The 21,094-nt window shown below is 60.0% G+C and carries 21 protein-coding genes; 9 read left to right on the forward strand and 12 right to left on the reverse strand.

Features of this window, described 5'->3' with window-relative positions:
• Positions 1 to 95 precede the first annotated feature (95 nt).
• The 7 genes from ACTIEN_RS09580 to glpD all read right to left on the reverse strand — a co-directional run bounded on the left by ACTIEN_RS09580 (position 96) and on the right by glpD (position 7,827).
• Positions 96 to 1,808 carry an ABC transporter substrate-binding protein gene (locus ACTIEN_RS09580; RefSeq protein WP_439522904.1) on the reverse strand — a complete coding sequence of 571 codons (1,713 nt, stop codon included), beginning with the start codon at positions 1,806 to 1,808 and terminating at the stop codon, positions 96 to 98.
• 77 nt (positions 1,809 to 1,885) lie between these two features.
• Positions 1,886 to 2,164 carry a DUF2160 domain-containing protein gene (locus tag ACTIEN_RS09585; RefSeq protein WP_439522905.1) on the reverse strand — a complete coding sequence of 93 codons (279 nt, stop codon included), beginning with the start codon at positions 2,162 to 2,164 and terminating at the stop codon, positions 1,886 to 1,888.
• A gap of 121 nt (positions 2,165 to 2,285) precedes the next feature.
• On the reverse strand, positions 2,286 to 3,152 hold the full coding sequence (locus ACTIEN_RS09590) for a carbohydrate ABC transporter permease (RefSeq protein WP_439522906.1): 867 nt from the start codon (positions 3,150 to 3,152) through the stop codon (positions 2,286 to 2,288).
• 3 nt (positions 3,153 to 3,155) lie between these two features.
• Positions 3,156 to 4,025: a carbohydrate ABC transporter permease gene (locus ACTIEN_RS09595; protein WP_439522907.1), complete on the reverse strand. Its 870-nt coding sequence runs from the start codon at positions 4,023 to 4,025 to the stop codon at positions 3,156 to 3,158.
• Positions 4,025 to 5,122 (reverse strand): ABC transporter ATP-binding protein, encoded by a 1,098-nt coding sequence (locus ACTIEN_RS09600; protein WP_439522908.1) that lies wholly within the window; start codon positions 5,120 to 5,122, stop codon positions 4,025 to 4,027. Before ACTIEN_RS09600 ends, ACTIEN_RS09595 begins: the two co-directional genes overlap by 1 nt.
• A gap of 10 nt (positions 5,123 to 5,132) precedes the next feature.
• Complete coding sequence (locus ACTIEN_RS09605) at positions 5,133 to 6,221, reverse strand: ABC transporter ATP-binding protein (protein WP_439522909.1); 1,089 nt, start codon at positions 6,219 to 6,221, stop codon at positions 5,133 to 5,135.
• A gap of 10 nt (positions 6,222 to 6,231) precedes the next feature.
• On the reverse strand, positions 6,232 to 7,827 hold the full coding sequence (glpD, locus tag ACTIEN_RS09610; RefSeq protein ID WP_439522910.1) for a glycerol-3-phosphate dehydrogenase: 1,596 nt from the start codon (positions 7,825 to 7,827) through the stop codon (positions 6,232 to 6,234).
• 250 nt (positions 7,828 to 8,077) lie between these two features.
• On the opposite strand from glpD, the gene ACTIEN_RS09615 reads away from it, so the two are divergent.
• Complete coding sequence (locus tag ACTIEN_RS09615) at positions 8,078 to 8,839, forward strand: DeoR/GlpR family DNA-binding transcription regulator (RefSeq protein ID WP_439522911.1); 762 nt, start codon at positions 8,078 to 8,080, stop codon at positions 8,837 to 8,839.
• Here ACTIEN_RS09615 and ACTIEN_RS09620 read toward each other — a convergent pair.
• The gene (locus ACTIEN_RS09620; RefSeq protein ID WP_439522935.1) at positions 8,836 to 9,876 is read right to left on the reverse strand and encodes a LacI family DNA-binding transcriptional regulator; all 1,041 of its coding nucleotides are present in this window, start codon (positions 9,874 to 9,876) and stop codon (positions 8,836 to 8,838) included. The genes ACTIEN_RS09615 and ACTIEN_RS09620 overlap by 4 nt on opposite strands.
• A 145-nt stretch (positions 9,877 to 10,021) precedes the next feature.
• Here ACTIEN_RS09620 and ACTIEN_RS09625 point away from each other — a divergent pair, with 145 nt between their 5' ends.
• From ACTIEN_RS09625 to ACTIEN_RS09660, 8 genes are all read left to right on the forward strand, one after another.
• A complete protein-coding gene (locus ACTIEN_RS09625) occupies positions 10,022 to 10,207 on the forward strand; it encodes a hypothetical protein (protein ID WP_439522912.1) in 186 nt (61 codons plus the stop codon).
• A 21-nt stretch (positions 10,208 to 10,228) separates the two neighbouring features.
• Positions 10,229 to 11,374 (forward strand): TRAP transporter substrate-binding protein, encoded by a 1,146-nt coding sequence (locus tag ACTIEN_RS09630; RefSeq protein WP_439522913.1) that lies wholly within the window; start codon positions 10,229 to 10,231, stop codon positions 11,372 to 11,374.
• A 110-nt stretch (positions 11,375 to 11,484) separates the two neighbouring features.
• Positions 11,485 to 11,997 carry a TRAP transporter small permease gene (locus ACTIEN_RS09635; RefSeq protein WP_439522914.1) on the forward strand — a complete coding sequence of 171 codons (513 nt, stop codon included), beginning with the start codon at positions 11,485 to 11,487 and terminating at the stop codon, positions 11,995 to 11,997.
• Between the two features lie 13 nt (positions 11,998 to 12,010).
• Positions 12,011 to 13,336: a TRAP transporter large permease gene (locus ACTIEN_RS09640; protein ID WP_439522915.1), complete on the forward strand. Its 1,326-nt coding sequence runs from the start codon at positions 12,011 to 12,013 to the stop codon at positions 13,334 to 13,336.
• Positions 13,337 to 13,348: 12 nt separating this feature from the next.
• Complete coding sequence (hisD, locus tag ACTIEN_RS09645; protein ID WP_439522916.1) at positions 13,349 to 14,656, forward strand: histidinol dehydrogenase; 1,308 nt, start codon at positions 13,349 to 13,351, stop codon at positions 14,654 to 14,656.
• Positions 14,649 to 15,410 carry an SDR family NAD(P)-dependent oxidoreductase gene (locus ACTIEN_RS09650; RefSeq protein WP_439522917.1) on the forward strand — a complete coding sequence of 254 codons (762 nt, stop codon included), beginning with the start codon at positions 14,649 to 14,651 and terminating at the stop codon, positions 15,408 to 15,410. The genes hisD and ACTIEN_RS09650 overlap by 8 nt, the downstream gene beginning before the upstream one ends.
• Positions 15,407 to 16,387, forward strand: a complete 981-nt coding sequence (locus tag ACTIEN_RS09655) for a zinc-dependent alcohol dehydrogenase (protein WP_439522918.1) — start codon at positions 15,407 to 15,409, stop codon at positions 16,385 to 16,387. The genes ACTIEN_RS09650 and ACTIEN_RS09655 overlap by 4 nt, the downstream gene beginning before the upstream one ends.
• Positions 16,388 to 16,417: 30 nt before the next feature.
• Entirely contained in the window at positions 16,418 to 16,831 is a 414-nt protein-coding gene (locus tag ACTIEN_RS09660) for a universal stress protein (protein WP_439522919.1), read from the forward strand.
• Between the two features lie 24 nt (positions 16,832 to 16,855).
• Here the strand turns inward: ACTIEN_RS09660 and ACTIEN_RS09665 are convergent, their stop codons facing one another.
• The 4 genes from ACTIEN_RS09665 to ACTIEN_RS09680 form a co-directional block, all read right to left on the reverse strand.
• Entirely contained in the window at positions 16,856 to 17,785 is a 930-nt protein-coding gene (locus ACTIEN_RS09665; RefSeq protein ID WP_439522920.1) for a mechanosensitive ion channel family protein, read from the reverse strand.
• Between the two features lie 197 nt (positions 17,786 to 17,982).
• Complete coding sequence (locus ACTIEN_RS09670) at positions 17,983 to 18,750, reverse strand: ATP-binding cassette domain-containing protein (RefSeq protein WP_439522921.1); 768 nt, start codon at positions 18,748 to 18,750, stop codon at positions 17,983 to 17,985.
• On the reverse strand, positions 18,750 to 19,811 hold the full coding sequence (locus ACTIEN_RS09675) for an ABC transporter permease (protein WP_439522922.1): 1,062 nt from the start codon (positions 19,809 to 19,811) through the stop codon (positions 18,750 to 18,752). Before ACTIEN_RS09675 ends, ACTIEN_RS09670 begins: the two co-directional genes overlap by 1 nt.
• 95 nt (positions 19,812 to 19,906) lie before the next feature.
• On the reverse strand, positions 19,907 to 20,926 hold the full coding sequence (locus tag ACTIEN_RS09680) for a sugar ABC transporter substrate-binding protein (protein WP_439522923.1): 1,020 nt from the start codon (positions 20,924 to 20,926) through the stop codon (positions 19,907 to 19,909).
• Between the last annotated feature and the right edge of the window lie 168 nt (positions 20,927 to 21,094).

Consider the following 21,094-nt stretch of genomic DNA (forward strand, 5'->3'; position numbering starts at 1 on the left):
AGTCCACTGTTTCAGGACGGCGGAAAAGGATCAAATGGGAAAGGAAAAAACGAAAATCGGGGCGCACGGTTCGGCGCGCCCCGATCAGGGTCAGCTTACTGCCAGGACTTGATCAGCTCGTCATAGGAAACGGTCTGGGGTTCTTCGTCCTCGTTGTCGAGCTTGGCATACGGCGCACCCGGCTGGTCGAACCAGTACTGGGCGTCCCGCTCTTCGTTCATGACCGGACCGATGTCGCCTTGCACGCCTGCGCGCTCAAGACGTTCCATGACGCGTTCCTGGTCTGCACAGAGCGAATCCAGCGCTTCCTGAGCGGATTTCGCACCGGACATGGCATCGCCGATGTTCTGCCACCACAGCTGAGCCAGCTTCGGATAGTCAGGTACGTTTGTCCCGGTGGGCGACCATGCCACACGCGCGGGCGAGCGGTAGAATTCCACCAGACCACCCAGTTTGTCCGCACGTTCGCTGAAGCTCTCGTGGTTGATCGAGCTGTCGCGGATGAAGGTCAGACCGACATGGGATTTCTTCACATCCACAGTCTTGGAGGTGACGAACTGGGCATAGAGCCAGGCCGCCTGGGCCCGATCCACCGGAGTGGACTTCATCAGCGTCCAGGATCCAACGTCCTGATAGCCGACTTTCTGGCCGTCTTTCCAGTAAACGCCATGCGGGCTTGGGGCCATGCGCCACTTGGGTGTGCCGTCTTCGTTCATCACCGGCAGATCAGGCTTTACGGTGTCTGCGGTAAAGGCCGTGTACCAGAACATCTGCTGTGCGATATTCCCCTGAGCAGGGATTGGGCCTGCTTCGGAGAAGGTCATGCCAGCGGCTGCCGGAGGCGTGTACTTTTCAAGCCACTCGATCGCCTTTTCAACAGCATAGACGGCAGCAGGTGCGTTGGTTGCGCCACCCCGTGCCACACAAGACCCGGTTGGCTGCGAGTTCTCGTTCACGCGGATGCCCCATTCGTCGACCGGAAGGCCGTTGGGTTCACCCACGTCGCCCATGCCGGCCATGGACATCCACGCATCGGTATACCGCCAGCCAAGGCTGGGGTCTTTCTTGCCGTAATCCATGTTGCCAAAGACTTCGCCCTCGACACCCATACGGCTCAGGTCACGGCCGGTGAAGAATTCGGCGATGTCCTCGTAGGCCGACCAGTTGACCGGAACGCCAAGCTCATAGCCGAACTGTTCTTCGAAATCGGCCTTGTTCTGCTCGTCGTTGAACCAGTCGTAGCGGAACCAGTACAGGTTCGCGAACTGCTGGGTCGGCAACTGGTACAGCTTGCCATCGGGTGCGGTGGTGAACTGCGTCCCGATAAAGTCGTCCAGATCAAGCGTCGGCGACGTCACGTCCGCGCCTTCGCCCGCAATCCAGTCGGTCAGGTTGCGCACCTGCTGATAGCGCCAATGGGTGCCGATCAGGTCGGAGTCGTTGATGTAGGCGTCATAGATGTTTTCGCCCGACTGCATCTGCGTTTGCAGCTTTTCAACGACGTCACCTTCACCGATCAGGTCATGTGTGACGTTGATCCCGGTGATCGCGGTAAAAGCCGGGGCAAGCACCTGGCTTTCGTATTCATGTGTGGTGATGGTTTCGGACACCACCTTGATGTCCATGCCCTGGAAGGGCTGGGCCGCGTCGATGAAGAACTGCATCTCGGCTTCCTGTGCCGCGCGGTCGAGCGATGACATATCGCCGATCTCCGCGTCCAGGAACGACCGTGCGGCGTCCATATCGGCAAAAGCCGGACCCGCAAGGATCAGCAATGCCGCTGTTGAAGATTTCAGTTTCAAGTTCATTAGGTTCCTCCCCGTTATTGAGAACTTGGTTGAAGATTGGCACACCCCCGCTTCCGGGAGGATGCCGGGTTATGCGATTACACCCAGCGGAACACCGCGAGCGCATAGAGCGCGCAGACCGCCATGGCCCAGGGCTGGTTTTCTCCGACCAGTCCAAGCCAGGCGATATTGATGAAGGCGCTGCCCAGAAGCGTGATGAACAAACGGTCACCGCGCGTCGTTTCGATCCGCAAGATACCCACGCGGGGTGTCTCGGGGAATTTGATTGCGAGGATCGTGAAGACGATCAGCAGGCTCGCGATGACCATGAAGAAGATCGCGGTCGGCCATGTCCATGCCATCCATGAGAGATCCATCAGGTGGTCCTCCTGTTCGTAGTGTGACCGTCATCCTCGGGCTCGACCCGAGGACCTCTTGCCAAACAGATCCTCGGGTCGAGCCCGAGGATGACGGGGGAATGGTTCATAATCGCTTGCATCACACCCTCCCCAGGGCAAAGCCCTTGGCGATGTAGTTGCGCACGAAGTAGATCACGAGCGCGCCCGGCACGATGGTCAGGATGCCCGCCGCAGCCAGCACACCCCAGTCGATGCCCGAGGCACCCTGCGTGCGGGTCATGATCGCCGCGATGGGCTTTGCATCAACAGTGGTCAGTGTCCGCGACAGCAACAGTTCGACCCACGAGAACATGAAGCAGAAGAACGCGGCGACCCCGATGCCGCTTGAGATCAGGGGCATGAAGATACGCGTGAAGAAGCGGCCAAAGCTGTAGCCGTCCAGATAGGCTGTCTCGTCGATCTCTTTCGGCACGCCGCGCATGAAGCCTTCCAGAATCCACACCGCCAGCGGCACGTTGAAGAGGCAATGCGCCAGGGCCACCGCGATATGGGTGTCGAACAACCCAACCGACGAATAAAGCTGAAAGAACGGCAACGCGAACACGGCAGGCGGGGCCATGCGGTTGGTCAACAGCCAGAAGAACAGGTGCTTGTCCCCCATGAAGTGATAGCGGCTGAACGCGTAGGCGGCGGGCAAGGCAACGGCCAATGAGATCACCGTGTTCATCACCACATAGATGAGCGAGTTCACATACCCCATGTACCAGCTCGGATCCGTCAGGATCGTGCGGTAATTGTCGAGCGTGAACGTGCGTGGCCACAGCGTGAAGTCGTTCAGGATTTCGGTGTTGGTCTTGAGGCTCATGTTCAGCAGCCAGTAGATCGGCAGCATCAGGAAGAGCAGGTAAAGCCCCATGACGATGGCAGAGCCGTTGACCTTTACGCGCTTCTTGCTGCCGCCTGCGGTCAGGTTGCCGGGAATGCTGGTGGTGGTTGCATCGGTCATGACTTAGCCCTCCCGCTTGTCGAGGTTGACCATGACGGTGTAGAACACCCATGAAATCAACAGGATAACTAGGAAATACATCAGCGAGAACGCGGCGGCCGGTCCAAGGTCAAACTGCCCCAGCGCCATTTTCACAAGGTCGATGGACAAAAGTGTGGTGGTGCTGCCCGGTCCACCGCCGGTGACGACGAATGGCTCGGTGTAGATCATGAAGCTGTCCATGAAGCGCAGCAAAATGGCGATCATCAGCACGCCCATCATCTTGGGCAGTTCGATAAAGCGGAACACCTTCCAGCGGGACGCCTGGTCGATCTTGGCCGCCTGGTAATAGGCGTCGGGGATGGATTGCAGACCCGCATAGGCCAGAAGTGCGACCAGCGAGGTCCAGTGCCAGACATCCATCACGATGATCGTGACCCAGGCCGCGAAGGGATCGCTGGTGTAGTTGTAGTCGATGCCCAGTGCCGCCAGCGTGTGCCCCAAAAGGCCGATGTCGACGCGCCCGAAGACCTGCCAGATGGTGCCGACCACGTTCCACGGGATCAAGAGCGGCAGCGACATGAAGACAAGGCAGAAGCTGGCCCAGAAGCCCTTTTTCGGCATGTTGAGCGCCACGAACACACCCAGCGGAATCTGGATCAGCAGAATGATGCCCGAGAACATCAACTGCCGCCCCAACGCGCCCCAAAGGCGGTCGTCGTTCAGCATCTCTTCGAACCATTCAAGGCCCGCCCAGAAGAACTGGTTGTTCCCGAACGTGTCCTGCACCGAATAATTGACGACGGTCATCAACGGGATCACCGCCGAGAATGCCACGAGGATGAGCACTGGCAGGACCAGGTACCACGCTTTCTGGTTGACAGTCTTTTCCATCACGCGGCCTCCCCGATGGGTTGTGACTGATCCGGGGCAACGCGCCAGTCATTGACGTAGATATTGGTGTGCGCGGGATCGAACGTGACATGGGTCATGTCTGCGGTGACCACATCATCTTCGCCCGCGATCGCGTTGATATCGTGTCCGAAAAAATCAAGTCGGATGATCTTGTGACGACCGGCATCCTCGATACGCTTGACCTTGACCGGCAAGCCGTCGGTCGCGCTGAGGTTAACAAATTCCGGTCGCACACCCAGTTCGACCTTGCCCGACAAAGACGCGTACCCTCCGGAGAGCGGGATTTCAGATCCTCCGATATGTGCGGTTGCGCCTTGAACATCGACCGGCAGCACGTTCATGCCCGGCGAGCCGATGAAGTAGCCGACAAATGTATGCTCAGGGCGTTCGAACAGTTCTTCAGGTGTGCCGATCTGCACGACGCGCCCGTCATACATGACCACCACCTTGTCGGCAAAAGTCAGCGCCTCGGTCTGGTCGTGGGTGACGTAAATCATCGTGTGGCCGAAATCGTGATGCAGCTTCTTCAACTGCGTGCGCAATTCCCACTTCATATGCGGGTCGATCACGGTCAGGGGCTCATCGAACAAAAGCGCGTTCACGTCTTTGCGCACCATGCCGCGACCCAGCGAAATCTTCTGCTTGGCATCCGCCGTCAGCCCGCGCGCCTTCTTCTTCAGCATGTCCTCCATGCCGATCATGCGGCCGATTTCCTGAACGCGGGCAGCGACATAGGCCTCGTCATGGCCGCGATTACGCAATGGGAAGGCGAGATTGTCCTGCACGGTCATGGTGTCGTAGACGACCGGGAACTGGAACACCTGCGCGATGTTGCGCGCTGCCGTTGGGGCCTGTGTCACGTCTTGCCCGTCAAACAGGATACGCCCCTGGCTTGGGTGCAAGAGGCCCGAGATGATGTTGAGAAGCGTGGATTTTCCGCACCCGGATGCTCCCAGCAAAGCATAGGCCGCGCCATCATCCCAATCGTGGTTCAGCTCCTTGAGGGCGAAATCATCCTCGGACTTGGGATTGGGCAGATAGGAATGTGCCAGATTATCAAGTGTGATCTTTGCCATATCCGTTCCCTCAAGCCGCCAGCGCATAAGACGCGGGAGCAATCATTTTGCCCTGTTCGTCAAAGACGTAGACATGACGCGGATCAAGCCACACGGTCAGGTCATCGCCCAGTGTCAGGTTATGCACCCCGTGGATCAGACCGACCCAGCGCTGACCGTGGTGGTCGAGATGCACAAAGGTTTCCGACCCGGTCAATTCGGTCACGGTCAACTGCGTGGTGAACGACATGGCATCCGCCGCGTGCTGACCGATTTCGAGGTGATTGGGGCGGAATCCGGCGGTGTACTTGCCATCGGGCAGCTTTGCCAAACGGCCCATCGCCTGTGTTGACTGGTTGTTGCCAAAGGTCAGTTGGTTGCCCGATTTGGTCACCGCGAGGAAATTCATCGGCGGATCGCTGAACACCCGCGCCGTGGTCGCGTCGACCGGCTGGCGGTAGACCTCGGGCGTTGGGCCGAACTGCGTGACGCGGCCTTCCCAGAGCGTGGCGGTGTTGCCGCCCAGCAGCAACGCCTCTTCGGGTTCGGTTGTGGCATAGACGAAGATCGAGCCGGATTCTTCGAATATCTTGGGTATCTCGATCCGCAGCTCCTCGCGCAGCTTGTAGTCCAGGTTGGCCAGCGGTTCATCCAGCAGAACCAGACCTGCGTTCTTTACCAGTGCGCGCGCCAAGGCACAGCGCTGTTGCTGCCCGCCGGACAATTCCAGCGGCTTGCGGTCAAGCATCGGCGTCAGCTTCATCAACTCGGCGGTTTCGCGGACGCGGCGGTCGATCTCGGACTTGTCGACGCCCATCAGCTTCATCGGGGATGCGATATTGTCGTAGACGGTCATCGACGGGTAATTGATGAACTGCTGGTAGACCATCGCCACCTTGCGATCCTGCACACGCATGCCGGTGACATCCTTGCCCTGCCAGATGATCTGCCCGGTCGCGGGCACATCCAGCCCAGCCATCAGACGCATGAGCGACGTCTTGCCCGACAGGGTCGGCCCCAAAAGCACGTTCATCGTGCCTTTCTCCAGCGTGAGGTCCGTCGGGTAGATATGGGTCTGCCCCTCTACCACCTTGGACACGCCTTTAAGCTCGAGTGTCATGCCCCGCCCCCTATTCTGCTGCCTTGGACTCGGACCGGCGGTGCGTCGCCATCCAGGTGTCCAATGTATCGATTTGATCCTTGCTCAGCCGCAGACCAAGCTTGTTGCGCCGCCACACGACGTCTTCTGCGGTGCGCGCGTATTCGTTTTCCATAAGCCACAGGACTTCGGCGGCGCTCAGGGTTGCGCCGAAATCCTTGCCCAGATCATCCGCTTCCCGTGCAGTCCCCAGGATCGACGCCGCTTCGGTGCCATAGGCGCGGACAAGGCGACGGGCCCAGAACGCGTTGAGGAACGGGAACCGGTCCTGCAGGTCTGCAACCATGGCGTCGAACCCATCCACCGGGAAATCACCCCCCGGCAGTGCCACACCTGCGGTCCACGGACCTTTGACATTGGCGAGGTGTTCCGAGACCTTTTCAAGCGCGCTTTCCGCGAGGCGGCGATAGGTCGTGATCTTGCCGCCAAAGATGTTCAGAATCGGCGCACCGCCGTTGGCATCCACCTTGAGTGTATAATCCCGCGTCGCCGCCGTGGCGCTGCTGGCACCATCGTCATAAAGCGGGCGGACACCGGAATAGGTCCAGACCACGTCGGCGTCAGACAAGTCCTGCTTGAAGTACTGGTTTGCGAAATTGATCAGGTAGGATTGTTCATCCGGCGTGCAGACAGGCTTGTTCGACGGATCATCATGTTCGGCGTCCGTGGTGCCGATCAGCGTGAAATCGGTCTCGTAGGGGATCGCAAAAATGATCCGGCCATCGCTGCCCTGGAAAAAGTAGCACTTGTCATGGTCATAAAGCTTGCGCGTGACGATGTGTGATCCCCGTACAAGGCGCACGCCTTCGCGAGAATTCAGCCGCACCTTGGTCTGGATGATGTCGCCAACCCACGGTCCACCGGCATTCACGATCATCCTGGCGTGGTGGATCTGGGTATCCCCATTTTCGGTATTTTGCGTTTCGACGCACCAGAGATCCGCCTCGCGGGTTGCCGACAACACTTTGGTGCGGGGCAGGATTTTCGCGCCCCGCGCCTCGGCATCGCGGGCGTTCAGGACGACGAGGCGGGAATCCTCGATCCAGCAATCCGAGTATTCATAAGCCTTGGCAAACCGCTCTTGCAGTGGCGCCCCTTCCGGCGTGTCCTTCAGCGACAGCGTCGACGTGCCGGGCAGGATATGACGCCCACCCAGATTGTCGTACATGAACAGGCCCAGACGGATCAGCCAGGCCGGTCTGCGACCCTTCATCCACGGCATGACATAGCTTAGCAGCCGGGATGTCGGCGTGTCGGATTCGAACCGCATATCCTCATGATAAGGAAGGACAAATCGCATCGGCCAGCTGATGTGCGGCATCGCCTTCAACAACACTTCACGTTCAACCAACGCTTCGCGCACCAGACGGAATTCGAAATATTCAAGATAGCGCAAACCGCCGTGAAACAGCTTGGTCGACGCAGAGGATGTCGCTGAGGCCAGATCATTCATCTCGGCCAGCGTGACAGACAGCCCACGACCTGCGGCATCGCGGGCAATGCCGCATCCGTTGATGCCGCCCCCGATGATAAAAATATCCGTTGGTTCGATGGTCTTGTCGATCACCGCGTACCACCTCCCAAGGCCACGTAAATCACCCGCAATTTATGCGGTTCAGATTTGCGTTACGCAAGGTGAATTTTTTCGTTTTTGTTCGCTTTGGTCTATCCAGTTGGAAGGAAACGAAAATTCGCACTAGGTTTTCGCGCCGTGTCGCGCTTATGATGACTGAACACAGCGTTACCCCTGCGGATTTGACAGCCTGTCGCGGAATCATTGTCGGGGTGCCCAATCTGAATCTGACCGAGCTGCACCCATGTCCCACGCCTTTCGCCACAAAGACATTCTTGAAATCGCGCGAAAAGACGGAAAGGTCACCGTAGATGGGCTGGCCCAGCATTTCGGTGTCACGCTTCAGACCATTCGAAGAGACCTGACCGACCTTTCCGAAGAAGGCCGCCTGCAACGAGTTCATGGCGGGGCGATGCTGCCCTCGAGCACGACAAATATCGGGTACGAACAACGGCGCACGCTGAATGCGGATGCGAAAGCGGCGATGGCCAAGGCCTGCGCTGCGCGGATTCCGAATAACATTTCGCTGTTTCTGAACATCGGCACCAGCACCGAAGCCGTGGCGCGGGAATTGCGGGATCACAAGAACCTGCTGGTGGTGACGAACAACATGAATGTCGCGAATATCCTGGCTGAAACGCAGGAATGCGAGGTTGTGGTGACTGGCGGGCATCTGCGACGCACCGATGGCGGGCTTGTCGGAAAACTGGCCACGGAAACCATCCTGCAATTCAAGTTCGACCTCGCGATCATCGGGTGTTCGGCCCTTGATCGCGATGGCGACCTGCTTGATTTCGACATTCAGGAGGTGGGCGTCAGCCAGACCATTCTGCAACAGGCGCGCAAGACCTTTCTGGTTGCGGATGCGTCCAAGCTGAAACGCAATGCTCCGGCCCGCATTGCGTCGCTTTCGGCCATAGACACGCTGTTCACCGACGCGCCCCTGCCCGCCGAGCTTCCCGAGAAATGCAGCGCCTGGGACACCGAAGTTGTGATTGCGTCCTAACGGCGGCGCGGCGCAGAGCCCGTCAGCTCTTTGAGGGAGTCGCGCATCTGCAACGTCGCGGTCAGTTCAATGGACGCACCTGCGCTGCGCTTTTCAACCATGTCGATCAGCGCTTCGGCGGCCCGCCTGCCCATTTCACGATGCGGCACATGGACGGTTGTGATCTGCGGCGTGACGATCCGGGACAGTTCGATATCGTCAAAGCCGGTGATCGACACATCCTCGGGTACAGAAAGCCCCATGTCGCGCGCCCCGCGCAATGCGCCGACGGCCAGAACATCGTTGCCGCACATCACAACGGTCGGCCGTTCGACCGCGCTCATCAGCGTTTGCATCGCCGTTGCAGCGTTCTCGATCTCGTAAGGTGTTTCGATGGTGGTCAGGTTCTCATCGCTCAGACCATTGGCGCGCATGGCATCGCGCAAGCCAGCAACACGGCCTGCCGCACGGTCGTTGTCCCTGGTGATGCCCGATACAAGCCCGATCCTTTTGTGGCCAAAGTCGATCACTTGCTGTGCCAGCGCGCGCATGGACTGGCGATTGTCAAATCCGACCGTCGGCAGATCGCTGTCCGCTGTATAGACCCAGGCCGACAGGACCGGGATGGAACGGGAATGCAGGTAACGATAGACTGACGGATCGCGGTCTTGCCCGATAAGCAAAAGCCCATCCGCGCCGCGCGCAACAAGCGCCCGGATCTGTTCTTCCTCGACGCCGGGTTGATAGGCAGAGCACGCGACAAGCAGGGTGTATCCCCGTGCATGCAACGCCTCCTGGAAGGCTTGCAGCCCACGCGCGAAGATGGCGTTTTCCATGGTCGGAATGATCGCCCCGATGGTGAAGGTGCGTTTGGCCGCCATCACACGGGCGCCGAAATTCGGGGTATAGCCAAGCTGTTCAACGGCCAACATCACGCGCTTGCGCGTTTGTTCGACCACGCGCTCGGGCGAATTCAGACAGCGCGACACCGTCGCCGTCGAAACGCCAGCGGTGCGCGCGACGTCGTCCAGTGTTGGTACAGATCGCAATTCGGACACCATTACCCTTTCACGAAAACGCGCGCAGACCGCGCGTTACACCAAGTGATTATAGAATCTGTCATGAAAAAATGTAAGCGCTTGCATGAATCGAATGCAAGCGCTTACACTGATTTCAGAATCAATATGATTTCAGGGGTTCGTCATGTTTCTTGCAGCATCCGCCATCGTCTTTGCCGTGTTTTTCGCCAATGTCGCGCTGGGTGCTTTTGCAGGGGCGGCGTTCCTGTCTGATATCGGGGAGATGTTGGTTCTGTTCGCGGCGTCGATCCTGTTCGTCGTGGCGATTCTTCAAAAAGAGGCTGACCGAAAGAACAAGAACGGCAGCTGACGTCAATTGGGAGGAGACCAGATGACTGACGAACTCAAGGAGCTCGCCTCTGCCGAGCGCCGCAATTTTCTCAAACTGATGAGCACGGGCGGCTTTACCGCTGCAATGGTGGCGGGTGCCGGTGGGCTGCTCTGGTCGTCCGAGGCCGTTGCACAGACCGCCAACGAAGAGCGCGAGCGCGAAGCCGCCGCAGACCATGTGATGACGCTGGCCACCGAATACGTCATCGGCACCACGCGCAGCTATCCGATGATGCAGCTCGACGTGAAGGAAAACCTTCAGAACGCATCAAACGGCAAGATCTACGTCAAACTTGCGCCGGGTGGTCAGCTGGGAACCGGGTCGGCGCTGGCACAGAAGGTTCAGGGCGGTACGGTCAATGCCGGTCAGTTCTCGCTGTCCAACTTTGCGCCCTTCGCGCCCGCAGTTGACCTGATCAACATGCCGTATTTCTGCGGTGCCAACCAACGCTTCGTGAATCTTGTCACATCGGATATCTGGAAGACCGAAGTAAACGCGCTTGTCGAAGACCGCGGCTTCAAGCCGATGTTCTATTTCTGCATCGACCCACGCGTCATGGCGGTGCGTCAGGGTGGCGACGCGATCATCACACCGGCCGACCTTCAGGGCGTCAAGTTCCGGGTGCCCGGATCGCAGATGCTGCAACAGTTCTACCGCATGGGCGGTGCGAACCCGACGCCGGTGGCGTGGGGCGAAACCCCGTCGGCGATCAAACAGGGCGTGGCGGATGCCTTGGACCCGGCGGTTGGCGCGCTTTATGCCTTTGGTTTCAAGGACATCCTGAGCCACGTCACCTTCACCCAGGCGGTGCCGGACAGCCAGTGCTACGCCTGCAACCTCGAATGGTACAACACCCTGCCCGGCGACGTGCAGGAGGCCATCGAGTGGGCGTCGGAAATGAGCTTCCACCAGAACCTTGCCAAGGTGCCATCCTCGCGGACCTTCGCGATGGCCGAGATGCGCAAGGCCGGGGTCGAATTCCATTCGCTGAGCGACGATCAGTTGGCCGAATGGCAGGACACCGTCGGTTATCAGCGGTCCGAATGGGACGGTTTCAAGACCGAACTGGCCGGGTCGATGGACACGTTCGACAAGCTGGTCGAAGCGGCTGGCACGATGGGCCAGTACTACGTCCACGACGCCTGATCCCTGACCTGCGGGCGCTGTTTCGCGGCGCCCGCCCCTTCCCACAACGGTCTGTCTGCACCCCGGTCCGCCGGTCCGGGCAAGATATGCCGTGACGTCCCGAGGGCCACATGGAAACATTGCGCAAGATCGACCGAAATGCCGAACGCTGGCTGCTTCTGACCTTCTACGTGATGCTGGTCATCACCATGGCCATCGAAGTGCTAAGGCGGGAAATCTTTGCCTATTCGTCGATCTGGGGCGAAGAGATCGTGCGCTATTCCTTCATCTACCTTGCCTGGATCGGAGCCGCCGCAGCGGTCAAGGAGCGCGCCCATATCCGCATCGACGTGGTCATGCATTACCTTGGGCCACGCCTCAAGGCGCTGCTCTATATCTTCGGCGATCTGGTCATGTTCCTCGTGGCGCTGGTGGCGCTTTATTGGTCCATCGAAACGGTGCATGTGTCGCTGAACTTCGGGTCGGTCACCGCCGGGCTGCGGATTTCGCAGGCGTGGTTCCTGATGGCGGTGCCGGTCGGGTTCGCCCTGATCATTTGGCGTCTGCTGCAATCCTTCCTTCGTGATGTCAAAGCCCTTCGGGACGGAACCGACGTCTACGAAGGCGACAAGCTGTTTGACTGAGGGACCCTGACCCATGTGGCAACAAATCAATCAGACAGTCGAACTTGGCTGGGATTTCTACGTTCCGGTGATCTTGTTCGTGTCGCTGATCGCGCTGGCGGTGCCGGTCTGGGCGGCCATCGGGGCTGCGGCGATCATCATGCTGACAATGTCGGGCGACCTGCCGCTGAGTGCTGTGGGCGAAAGCCTGTTCACCGGGATCGACGCCTTCGCGCTGACCGCCGTGCCGCTCTTCATCCTCACGGGTGACGTGCTGGTCCGAACGGGTCTCAGTCGCAAGTTCCTCGACGTGGCCGAGGCGCTGACGCAATTCGCCAAGGGTGGGTTCGGGTCGGCCACGGTGCTGGTCTGCGGCATGTTCGCGGCCATCTCGGGCTCTGACGCGGCGGGCGCGGCCGCCGTGGGCCGCATGACAATCGCGCGGCTGGTAGAGTCGGGTTATCCCCGCCCCTATGCCTGTGCGCTGGTGGCAGCGGGCGCCTGTACCGGCATCCTCATTCCGCCGTCGATTGCCTATATCATCATCGGCCTTGTTCTGGGCATTTCCGCCTCGACGCTGTTTCTGGCGGCGCTGATCCCCGGTCTTGCGATCCTGATTTCGATCCTTGTCACCAACGTGATCGTCAACCGCATCCATGGCTATGAGGGCGGCGGCAACGTGTCGATGAGCGAATACTTCACGCGGCTGGGCGCATCGCTCAAGTCCGGCTGGTACGCGTTCATCGTTCCGGGGATCATCTTTTACGGCATCTTTTCGGGCCGACTGACCCCGACCGAGGCCGGTGCGACGGCAGTGGTTGTGACCATCATCATGGGCTTTTTCCTGCGCACGCTGTCCTTTGCCGACTTCCCCGCGATGCTGGTCAGTTCGGCCAAGGTCAACGGGGTGATCCTGCCGATCATCGCCTTTTCCGCTCCGCTGGCCGAAGCCTTGGCGATCATGGGGGTGCCACAGGGCTTTGTCACCGCTGTGACCGGCATGACGGACGAGCCGTGGCTGCTCATCCTCTTGATGATCGGTATTCTGATCGCGGCGGGCTGCGTGATGGAGACAACGCCGAACATCGTTATCCTTGCGCCCATTCTCAAGCCGCTTGCCGACAATATCGGCATGAACGAGATCCAGTTCTGCATCATGATGATCACCGCGCTGGGTGTGGGGTTCATTACGCCGCCACTTGGGCTTAACCTGTTTGTGGTCTCCGGCATCACCGGGGAATCGATCCTCAAGATCGCCGCACGCGCCATTCCCTTCGTTCTTGGCATGTTCGTCGTGGTTCTCTTCATTGCCTATGTTCCGGCGATTTCCACCACACTGCTGCCCGATATCTACAAGTAGGACGTCCTGACGATGAAACGTGAATACCTCAAGAAAGCGACCCTGACGGCGAAATCGGATGCGTCCGAAGTGCACGAAACGGTCAAGACCATCCTTGCCGATATCGAAGCTGGTGGTGACGAGACGGCATTGGAATACGCCAGGAACTTCGACAAGTACGAAGGCACTGTCATGCTGACTGCCAAAGACATCGAAGCGGCCAGTGCGCTGGTGCCGGAAAAGCTCAAGCGGGATATCGAGTTTTCACATGACAATGTCAGACGCTTTGCCGAGGCGCAAAAAGCCACCGTGTCGGAGGTCGAAGTCGAGATCGTGCCGGGAATGATCGCGGGACAAAAGGCGATCCCTGTGGATGCGGCGGGCTGCTATGTGCCCGGCGGGCGCTACAGCCATATCGCATCGGCCATCATGACCGTGACAACAGCGAAAGTGGCCGGCTGCCGTCATATCACCGCCTGTTCGCCCCCCCGCCCCGGCGTCGGTGTGGCCCCGGCGATCATCTATGCCGCACATATCTGCGGCGCGGACAGGATACTGGCGATGGGCGGCGTGCAGGGTGTGGCCGCGATGACCTTCGGGCTGTTCGGTCTGCCCAAGGCCAATATCCTTGTCGGCCCCGGCAACCAGTTCGTGGCCGAGGCCAAGCGCATCCTCTTTGGCCGCGTCGGCATCGACATGATCGCCGGGCCAACCGACAGTCTGATCCTTGCCGACAAGACCGCCGATCCGCTGATCGTCGCCACCGACCTCGTCAGCCAGGCCGAGCATGGCTACAATTCACCCGTCTGGCTGGTGACGGATGATCGCGCGCTGGCGCAAAAGGTGATGGAGCTGGTGCCCGGCCTGATCGACGATTTGCCCGAGGTGAACAGCCAGAACGCCGCCGCCGCGTGGCGCGACTATGCCGAGGTGATCCTCTGTTCCGACCGCGAGGAAATGGCCGCCTGTTCCGACGATTATGCCCCCGAACACCTGACCGTGCAGGCCGAGGATCTGGATTGGTGGCTGAACCGCCTGACCTGTTATGGCTCGCTGTTTCTGGGTGAGGAAACCACGGTATCTTATGGCGACAAGGCGACCGGCACGAACCACGTCCTGCCGACCTCGGGCGCGGCAAGCTATACAGGTGGGCTGTCGGTCCACAAGTACATGAAGATCGTCACATGGCAGCGTGCCACCCGCGAAGGGTCACGTCCGGTGGCCGAAGCGACCGCGCGGATTTCGCGGCTGGAAGGCATGGAAGGCCACGCCCGCGCGGCGGATGTGCGTCTGGCCAAGTACTTTCCCGGCGTGAATTTCGACCTGACCGCAGATGGCTGACCCTGCGGACCTGTTCCACCTTGGCGGCAAGGTCGCCCTTGTCACCGGGGCCAGTTCCGGCCTTGGACGACGTGCGGCGGTGACGCTGGCTGCGGCCGGTGCCATGGTGGTCGGCGTGGCGCGACGTCAGGACGCGCTCGAAAGTCTCAGCAACGAGATCGGCTTTGCCGCGGCCTGTATGGTTGCGGATGTGTCGGATCGCGCCACGATGGCAGCGCTGGCCGAGACTGTCTCAAAACCGTTCGGCCCGCCGGATATCGTGGTCCATGCCGCCGGGATCAACACGCGGGAGACTGCGGACACCGTCACACCCGAGGGGTGGGACATGACGCTGGCGCTGAACCTGTCAACGCCGTTTTTCCTGAGCCAGGCGCTTGTTCCCGCGATGAAGACCAAAGGCTGGGGCCGGATCGTCAATTTTGCCTCGCTCCAGACCACACGCGCGTTCCCCGGTGGCATCGCCTATGGCGCCACCAAGGGCGGCATTGCGCAATTGACCCGCGCCATGGCCGAGGCGTGGTCGCCGCATGGCATCACCGCCAATGCCATCGGGCCGGGGTTCTTTCCGACCGAACTGACACAGGCGGTATTCTCAGACCCGGAGCGCGCGGCGCGCAATGCGGCGCAGACCTGCATCGGGCGCAATGGCAGGATGGAGGATATCGATGGCCCACTTCTGTTCCTGTGTTCGGATGCGTCGGCTTATGTCACCGGACAGGTCTTGATGGTGGACGGAGGATTTACCGCGAAATGAAAGCCTTGGTCTATGAGGGCGTCGAAACGCTTGCCTACCGCGATGTGCCGGATATCACCGCGCGCGACGACGAACACCTGATCCGCGTCGAAGCGGTTGGGATCTGCGGGTCCGACATGCACGCCTATCTTGGCCATGACGCCCGCCGCCCCGCCCCGCTCATCCTTGGGCACGAGGCGGCGGGTGTGGTTCAGGGCGGACCGATGGATGGCACCCGCGTCACGGTCAATCCGCTGGTGACATGCGGCACCTGCCCCGCCTGCACCAGCGCGCGGGAAAACCTGTGCCCGGACCGTCAGATCATCTCGATGGAACCGCGACCGGGGGCGTTTGCGCAATATGTCAGCATGCCCGCGTCCAACCTTGTGACGGTGCCGGACGCCGTACCGCTGGACAAGGCGTCGCTGGCCGAACCCTTGGCGGTCAGTTGGCACGCGGTGCGGCTGGCACTGGCGGCCCTGCATCCGGGAATGGAGCGCCGGGCGCTGGTGCTGGGGGGTGGTGCAATCGGATTGGCTGCTTCGCTTGCGCTCAAGGCGATGGGTGTTGCGGAGGTGACGATTGTCGAACCAAACGCGACACGGCGCGCGTTCCTGATCGACGCCTGCGGGGAAACCGCCCTGAGCGCCGCCGAAGGAATGTATCCGGTTGTGATCGACGCCGTCGGTTATGCCGCAACGCGTGCTGCGGCGTCGGCACATGTGGTGCCGGGGGGGGTGATCACACATGTGGGACTGGGCGAAGACACCGGCGGGCTGGACGTGCGGCGCATGACCCTTCAAGAGATCACCTTTATCGGAACCTACGCCTATACCGCGCAGGACTTCCGTGATACCGCGCAGGCGATTTTCGACGGACGGCTGGGCCCTCTGGACTGGTTTCAGACGCGCCCGCTTGGAAAGGGTGCCGAGGCGTTCAGGGACTTGCGCCAGGGCATCGTGGCGGCCCCGAAGATCATTCTGGAACCCTGGAGCTGATGCGGCCCCGCAACTGTTTGGAGACCTGACATGTACTCGAAAATCCTCGTTCCCATGGCGCTTGATCACGACATTTCGCCACAAACCCTTGAAATCGCGCGGGTGCTTTGCGCATCAGGCGGCGAGATCATCGCCCTGCATGTCTACGAGGCTCCGCAAGGGGCTGTGAGTGCCTATCTCGATGAAGAGGTCGTGAAGGCAGGGTATGACCGCGCGCGTGCGCGGATGGACGAAAAGCTTAAGGGGGTGGATGGGGTGACACCTGCGATGGTCAAAGGCCACTCGTCGCGCACAATCATAGATTATGCCGCCCAGCACGGGGTCGACTGCATCGTCATGGGATCGCACAAACCCGGACTGAGCGACTTTTTCCTTGGGTCTACTGCCGCGCGGGTTGTGCGTCACGCGCCCTGCGCGGTGCATGTGCATCGCGAGCCGGGCTGATCGCGACGCCGGTCCACGGAACCGCTACTGCGCTGCCAGCGGCTGCTGATCCCGGTCCGCGCCGCTGTCATCCGCTTTCATGAACACGGTCCGTGTCGGGAACGGAATGTCGACACCAGCCGCGTCCAGCGCCTCTTTCACCTTGCGCTTCATGTCGGCCTGGTACTGGAAATAGTCCGCAGCCGAACACCAGACACGAACAAGGAAATCGACGCTGCTGGAGTTGAGGTTGTTGACCTGGATGAACGGCGCAGGCTCTGCGTGTGACCGGGGGTCGGACATGATCGTGGCGCGGATCACTTCTTCGGCCTGTGCAAGGTTGGCCCCGTAACCCACCCCGAATTCCCATTCGGCACGGCGCGTGGCATAGCCGGAATAGTTCTTGATCGTGTTGCCCCAGACTTCGGAATTGGGCACCACAACCTTGACGTTCCCGATATCCGCGATCTCGGTATAGTTCAGGGTGATTTCCTTCACCGTACCGACAACGTCGTTCACCTGAACGAAATCGCCGTTCTTCAAGGGGCGGAACATGATCAACATGACCCCCGCCGCGACATTCGACAGCGTGCCTTGAAGAGCCAGACCAATGGCCAGACCGGCAGCACCGATAACGGCGACAATCGAGGTTGTCTGCACGCCGAAGGTGTTGAGCACGAAAAGCGCGGTGAAGGCCAGAACCACATAGCTCACGATATTTCCCAGGAAGACGAATAGCGTGTCATCAAGGCTGGCATGCATCGCGCCGATCCGCGCGACGCGGCGACGGATGATCCCGGCAATGACAAAACCCATGACAAGGATCAGCGCCGCGCCAACCGCATTCCCGAGCAATGCCAGCAACGTCTCGAGCGTCAGAAGATCGGCAAGAGACCGTCCATTGTAGATCTCCATCGTGAAGAGGCCGGCGATCCGATCCCAAAGGCCGTTGGCCACTGCTTCCACGTCTTCCATGCTCGATATTCCTTCTTTCCACGACTCATGGGCGGCTCAAAGCCACCTCACGGTAGGTGAAACAACCGGCGCACGGAAAAGTTCCCGAAAAAGGTGCATCCCGGACACAGCAATTCCCGCGTCATGCAAGCGGCGTCAAAAGAAAAAGGCCCCGCAATCCGCAGGGCCTTTGACACGGCACGTCATGGCGCAAAGGTCTATGCCGCCTCGGGCGCGTCCTTGGCGCCGGTCATAAAGGCCACCGCATCGGACATGGTGTAATCCTTGGGGTCGATCACGCACAGCCGCTTGCCCAGACGGTGGACGTGGATACGGTCGGCCACCTCGAACACATGCGGCATGTTGTGGCTGATCAGGATGATCGGAATGCCGCGTGATTTCACGTCCTGGATCAACTCCAGAACCTTGCGGCTTTCCTTGACGCCTAGCGCCGCTGTCGGCTCGTCCAGGATGATCACCTTCGATCCGAACGCCGCCGCACGGGCCACAGCCACACCCTGACGCTGACCCCCGGACAGGGTTTCCACCGCCTGGTTGATGTTCTGGATCGTCATCAGCCCCAGTTCAGACAGCTTGTCGCGCGCCATCTTCTCCATTGCGGCGCGGTCCAGTTGGCGCAGCCACTTGCCCCGCCAGCCGGATTTGCGGATCTCGCGACCCATGAACATGTTGTCCGCAATCGACAGCGCGGGCGACATGGCCAAAGTCTGGTACACCGTTTCGATCCCGGCTTCGCGCGCCTCGATCGGTGAGGTAAAGCGCACCTCCTTGCCTTCAAGCGTCACGGTGCCCTCATCCGGCACCACCGCGCCCGACACCGCCTTGATCAAAGAGCTTTTACCAGCCCCGTTGTCGCCGATCACGGCCAGGATCTCGCCCGGCATCAGATCGAAGTCGCATTCGTCAAGGGCGGTCACACGACCATAACGCTTGACCAGCCCACGTCCTTTCAAGATCGGTTCCATTATGCTGCCACCTTTCTGATCCACTGGTCCACGGCGACGGCCCCGATGATCAGCACGCCGATCAAGAGGAAAGTCCATTGCGCATCGGCCCCGGCAAGGCGCAGGCCAAGTGTGAACACACCCACAATCAGCGCACCAAAGAACGTGCCAAGGATCGACCCCCGCCCGCCGAAGAGCGAGATGCCCCCGATCACCACCGCAGTGATGCTTTCGATGTTGAGAAGCTGACCCGATGTTGGTGACACCGACCCGATCCGGCCAATCAAGGCCCAGCCTGCAAAGGCACAGATGAGACCGGCCAGCGCGTAGACGGAAATCAGCGTGCGCGAGACATTGACGCCCGACAGTTCTGCCGCCTCGGCATCATCCCCCACCGCATAGACATGCCTGCCCCACGCGGTGTGTTTCAGTACATAGGCCAGGATGAGAACCAGCAGCACAAGAAACACGACGCCGAACGTAAAGACCGCGCCACCAATGCTGAACTTGGCCCCCATCAGTTGCAGCAGGGGTGCCTGTTCCGCAATCTCTTGCGAGCGGATGGTTTCGTTCTGGGAATAGAGAAAGTTCGCGGCCAGCACGATCTGCCACATGCCCAGGGTCACGATAAAGGGTGGCAGTTTCATCCGCGCCACCAGCCAGCCGTTCACCGCCCCGATGGCCGTGCCGAAGGCCAGGCCACAGACCACCGCAACACTGGGTGGCAGTCCATACCGGAACGTGAATTGCCCCATCACAACCGATGAGATCACCGCGATGGCTCCAACGCTCAGGTCGATGCCTGCGGTCAGAATGACCAGCGATTGCGCTGCGGCAACGATGCCGACGATCTGCACCTGTTGCAGGATCAGCGTCAAGGCGAACGGAGAGAAAAACCGCGATCCCAGCGCCAGTCCAAAGATGATGATGGCGGCGACCAGAACGATCAGCGGAACCAACGCCGGCGTGGTGTGCAGGGCATGGTGAAATGCGCCAACAAAGCCCTTATCTTTCATTTTGAACGATGCAACATCGGATTTGGCGCTTCCGACCACCGTTTCATAGTTGTCTGCCTGTGGCATGGGTCCCCTCCCCGTCGACAAGATCAGCGGTACGTCTCGGACGGGCAGGAGTACGCCTGCCCGTCTGCTGATTATTCAAGTGTGGTTGGTTTGGATCAACCCCAGCAGAGGTTCATGCCCTCGTCGGTGTCGATGGAGTCGACGCCATCCGCAGGCTGATCCGTGACCAGGGCAACACCCGTGTCAAAGAAATCCTTGCCGTCGGTTGCTTCCGGCTTGGTGCCGTCTGCGGCCCATGCTGCAATCGCTTCCATACCCTTGGAGGCCATTAGCAGCGGATACTGCTGGGATGTGGCACCGATCACGCCGTCCTTGATGTTCTGGATGCCGGGGCAACCACCATCGACAGACACAATCAGAACGTCGTTCTCACGACCGATGGACTTGAGCGCCTCATAGGCACCGGCAGCGGCTGGTTCGTTGATGGTATAGACCACGTTGACCATCGGATCCTTCGCAAGAAGGTTCTCCATCGCGCGGCGACCGCCTTCTTCGTTGCCTGCGGTCACGTCGTTGCCGACGATGCGGGGATCGTCTTCGTCACCGTTCACGTTCGGGTCAGCCAGATCAATGCCAAAGCCCTGCAGAAAGCCCTGATCGCGCAGAACGCCAACGGTCGGCTGGCTCACGGCGAGGTCGAGCATGGCAATCTTGGCGTTAGCCGCGTCGTCCCCAAGGCTTGCAGCGGCCCACTGACCAATTAGTTCGCCGGCAAGGAAGTTGTCGGTGGCAAAGGTCATGTCCGCCGCATCAATCGGATCAAGCGGTGTATCAAGTGCGATCACAAGGATACCCGCATCGCGCGCCTGCTGAACGGCGGGAACGATGGAACCGGTGTCGGACGCAGTAAGAAGGATGCCCTTGGCACCATTGGCGATGCAGGTTTCGATGGCCGCAACCTGGGTTTCGTGGTCGCCGTCGATCTTGCCCGCATAGCTGTTCAGGGTCATGCCCAGCTCTTCTGCCTTGGCTTCAGCACCTTCACGCATCTTGACGAAGAACGGGTTGGTGTCGGTCTTGGTGATCAGGCACGCGCTGACACCGTGACCTGCGGCAAAGGCCGCTCCGGACATGGACGCAAACGCAACAGCCGAGCTCAACAGTAGTCTTTTCATGGTTTCCTCCCAGAAATCTTCAATTTGCATTCTCACGGACCGATGTCGGCCCGCTCCCCCCTGCCTGCGGTAATCGCTGCAGGTTGCGGCTAAAAAGGCCAGATTCTAAACGTGCTGTCAATAAATAAATAAACTTTATTTATTAAATAGCCCGTGCCATCTTTGCGG

Source organism: Marivita sp., assembly GCF_051859345.1.
GTDB lineage: Bacteria > Pseudomonadota > Alphaproteobacteria > Rhodobacterales > Rhodobacteraceae > Marivita.

What these genes read in the sequence shown, in the direction of transcription:
- ACTIEN_RS09580 (WP_439522904.1), bottom strand. Translation starts at nt 1,808, where the DNA reads ATGAACTTGAAACTGAAATCTTCAACAGCGGCATTGCTGATCCTTGCG.
- ACTIEN_RS09585 (WP_439522905.1), bottom strand. Translation starts at nt 2,164, where the DNA reads ATGGATCTCTCATGGATGGCATGGACATGGCCGACCGCGATCTTCTTC.
- ACTIEN_RS09590 (WP_439522906.1), bottom strand. Translation starts at nt 3,152, where the DNA reads ATGACCGATGCAACCACCACCAGCATTCCCGGCAACCTGACCGCAGGC.
- ACTIEN_RS09595 (WP_439522907.1), bottom strand. Translation starts at nt 4,025, where the DNA reads ATGGAAAAGACTGTCAACCAGAAAGCGTGGTACCTGGTCCTGCCAGTG.
- ACTIEN_RS09600 (WP_439522908.1), bottom strand. Translation starts at nt 5,122, where the DNA reads ATGGCAAAGATCACACTTGATAATCTGGCACATTCCTATCTGCCCAAT.
- ACTIEN_RS09605 (WP_439522909.1), bottom strand. Translation starts at nt 6,221, where the DNA reads ATGACACTCGAGCTTAAAGGCGTGTCCAAGGTGGTAGAGGGGCAGACC.
- ACTIEN_RS09615 (WP_439522911.1), top strand. Translation starts at nt 8,078, where the DNA reads ATGTCCCACGCCTTTCGCCACAAAGACATTCTTGAAATCGCGCGAAAA.
- ACTIEN_RS09625 (WP_439522912.1), top strand. Translation starts at nt 10,022, where the DNA reads ATGTTTCTTGCAGCATCCGCCATCGTCTTTGCCGTGTTTTTCGCCAAT.
- ACTIEN_RS09630 (WP_439522913.1), top strand. Translation starts at nt 10,229, where the DNA reads ATGACTGACGAACTCAAGGAGCTCGCCTCTGCCGAGCGCCGCAATTTT.
- ACTIEN_RS09635 (WP_439522914.1), top strand. Translation starts at nt 11,485, where the DNA reads ATGGAAACATTGCGCAAGATCGACCGAAATGCCGAACGCTGGCTGCTT.
- ACTIEN_RS09640 (WP_439522915.1), top strand. Translation starts at nt 12,011, where the DNA reads ATGTGGCAACAAATCAATCAGACAGTCGAACTTGGCTGGGATTTCTAC.
- hisD (WP_439522916.1), top strand. Translation starts at nt 13,349, where the DNA reads ATGAAACGTGAATACCTCAAGAAAGCGACCCTGACGGCGAAATCGGAT.
- ACTIEN_RS09650 (WP_439522917.1), top strand. Translation starts at nt 14,649, where the DNA reads ATGGCTGACCCTGCGGACCTGTTCCACCTTGGCGGCAAGGTCGCCCTT.
- ACTIEN_RS09655 (WP_439522918.1), top strand. Translation starts at nt 15,407, where the DNA reads ATGAAAGCCTTGGTCTATGAGGGCGTCGAAACGCTTGCCTACCGCGAT.
- ACTIEN_RS09660 (WP_439522919.1), top strand. Translation starts at nt 16,418, where the DNA reads ATGTACTCGAAAATCCTCGTTCCCATGGCGCTTGATCACGACATTTCG.
- ACTIEN_RS09665 (WP_439522920.1), bottom strand. Translation starts at nt 17,785, where the DNA reads ATGGAAGACGTGGAAGCAGTGGCCAACGGCCTTTGGGATCGGATCGCC.
- ACTIEN_RS09670 (WP_439522921.1), bottom strand. Translation starts at nt 18,750, where the DNA reads ATGGAACCGATCTTGAAAGGACGTGGGCTGGTCAAGCGTTATGGTCGT.
- ACTIEN_RS09675 (WP_439522922.1), bottom strand. Translation starts at nt 19,811, where the DNA reads ATGCCACAGGCAGACAACTATGAAACGGTGGTCGGAAGCGCCAAATCC.
- ACTIEN_RS09680 (WP_439522923.1), bottom strand. Translation starts at nt 20,926, where the DNA reads ATGAAAAGACTACTGTTGAGCTCGGCTGTTGCGTTTGCGTCCATGTCC.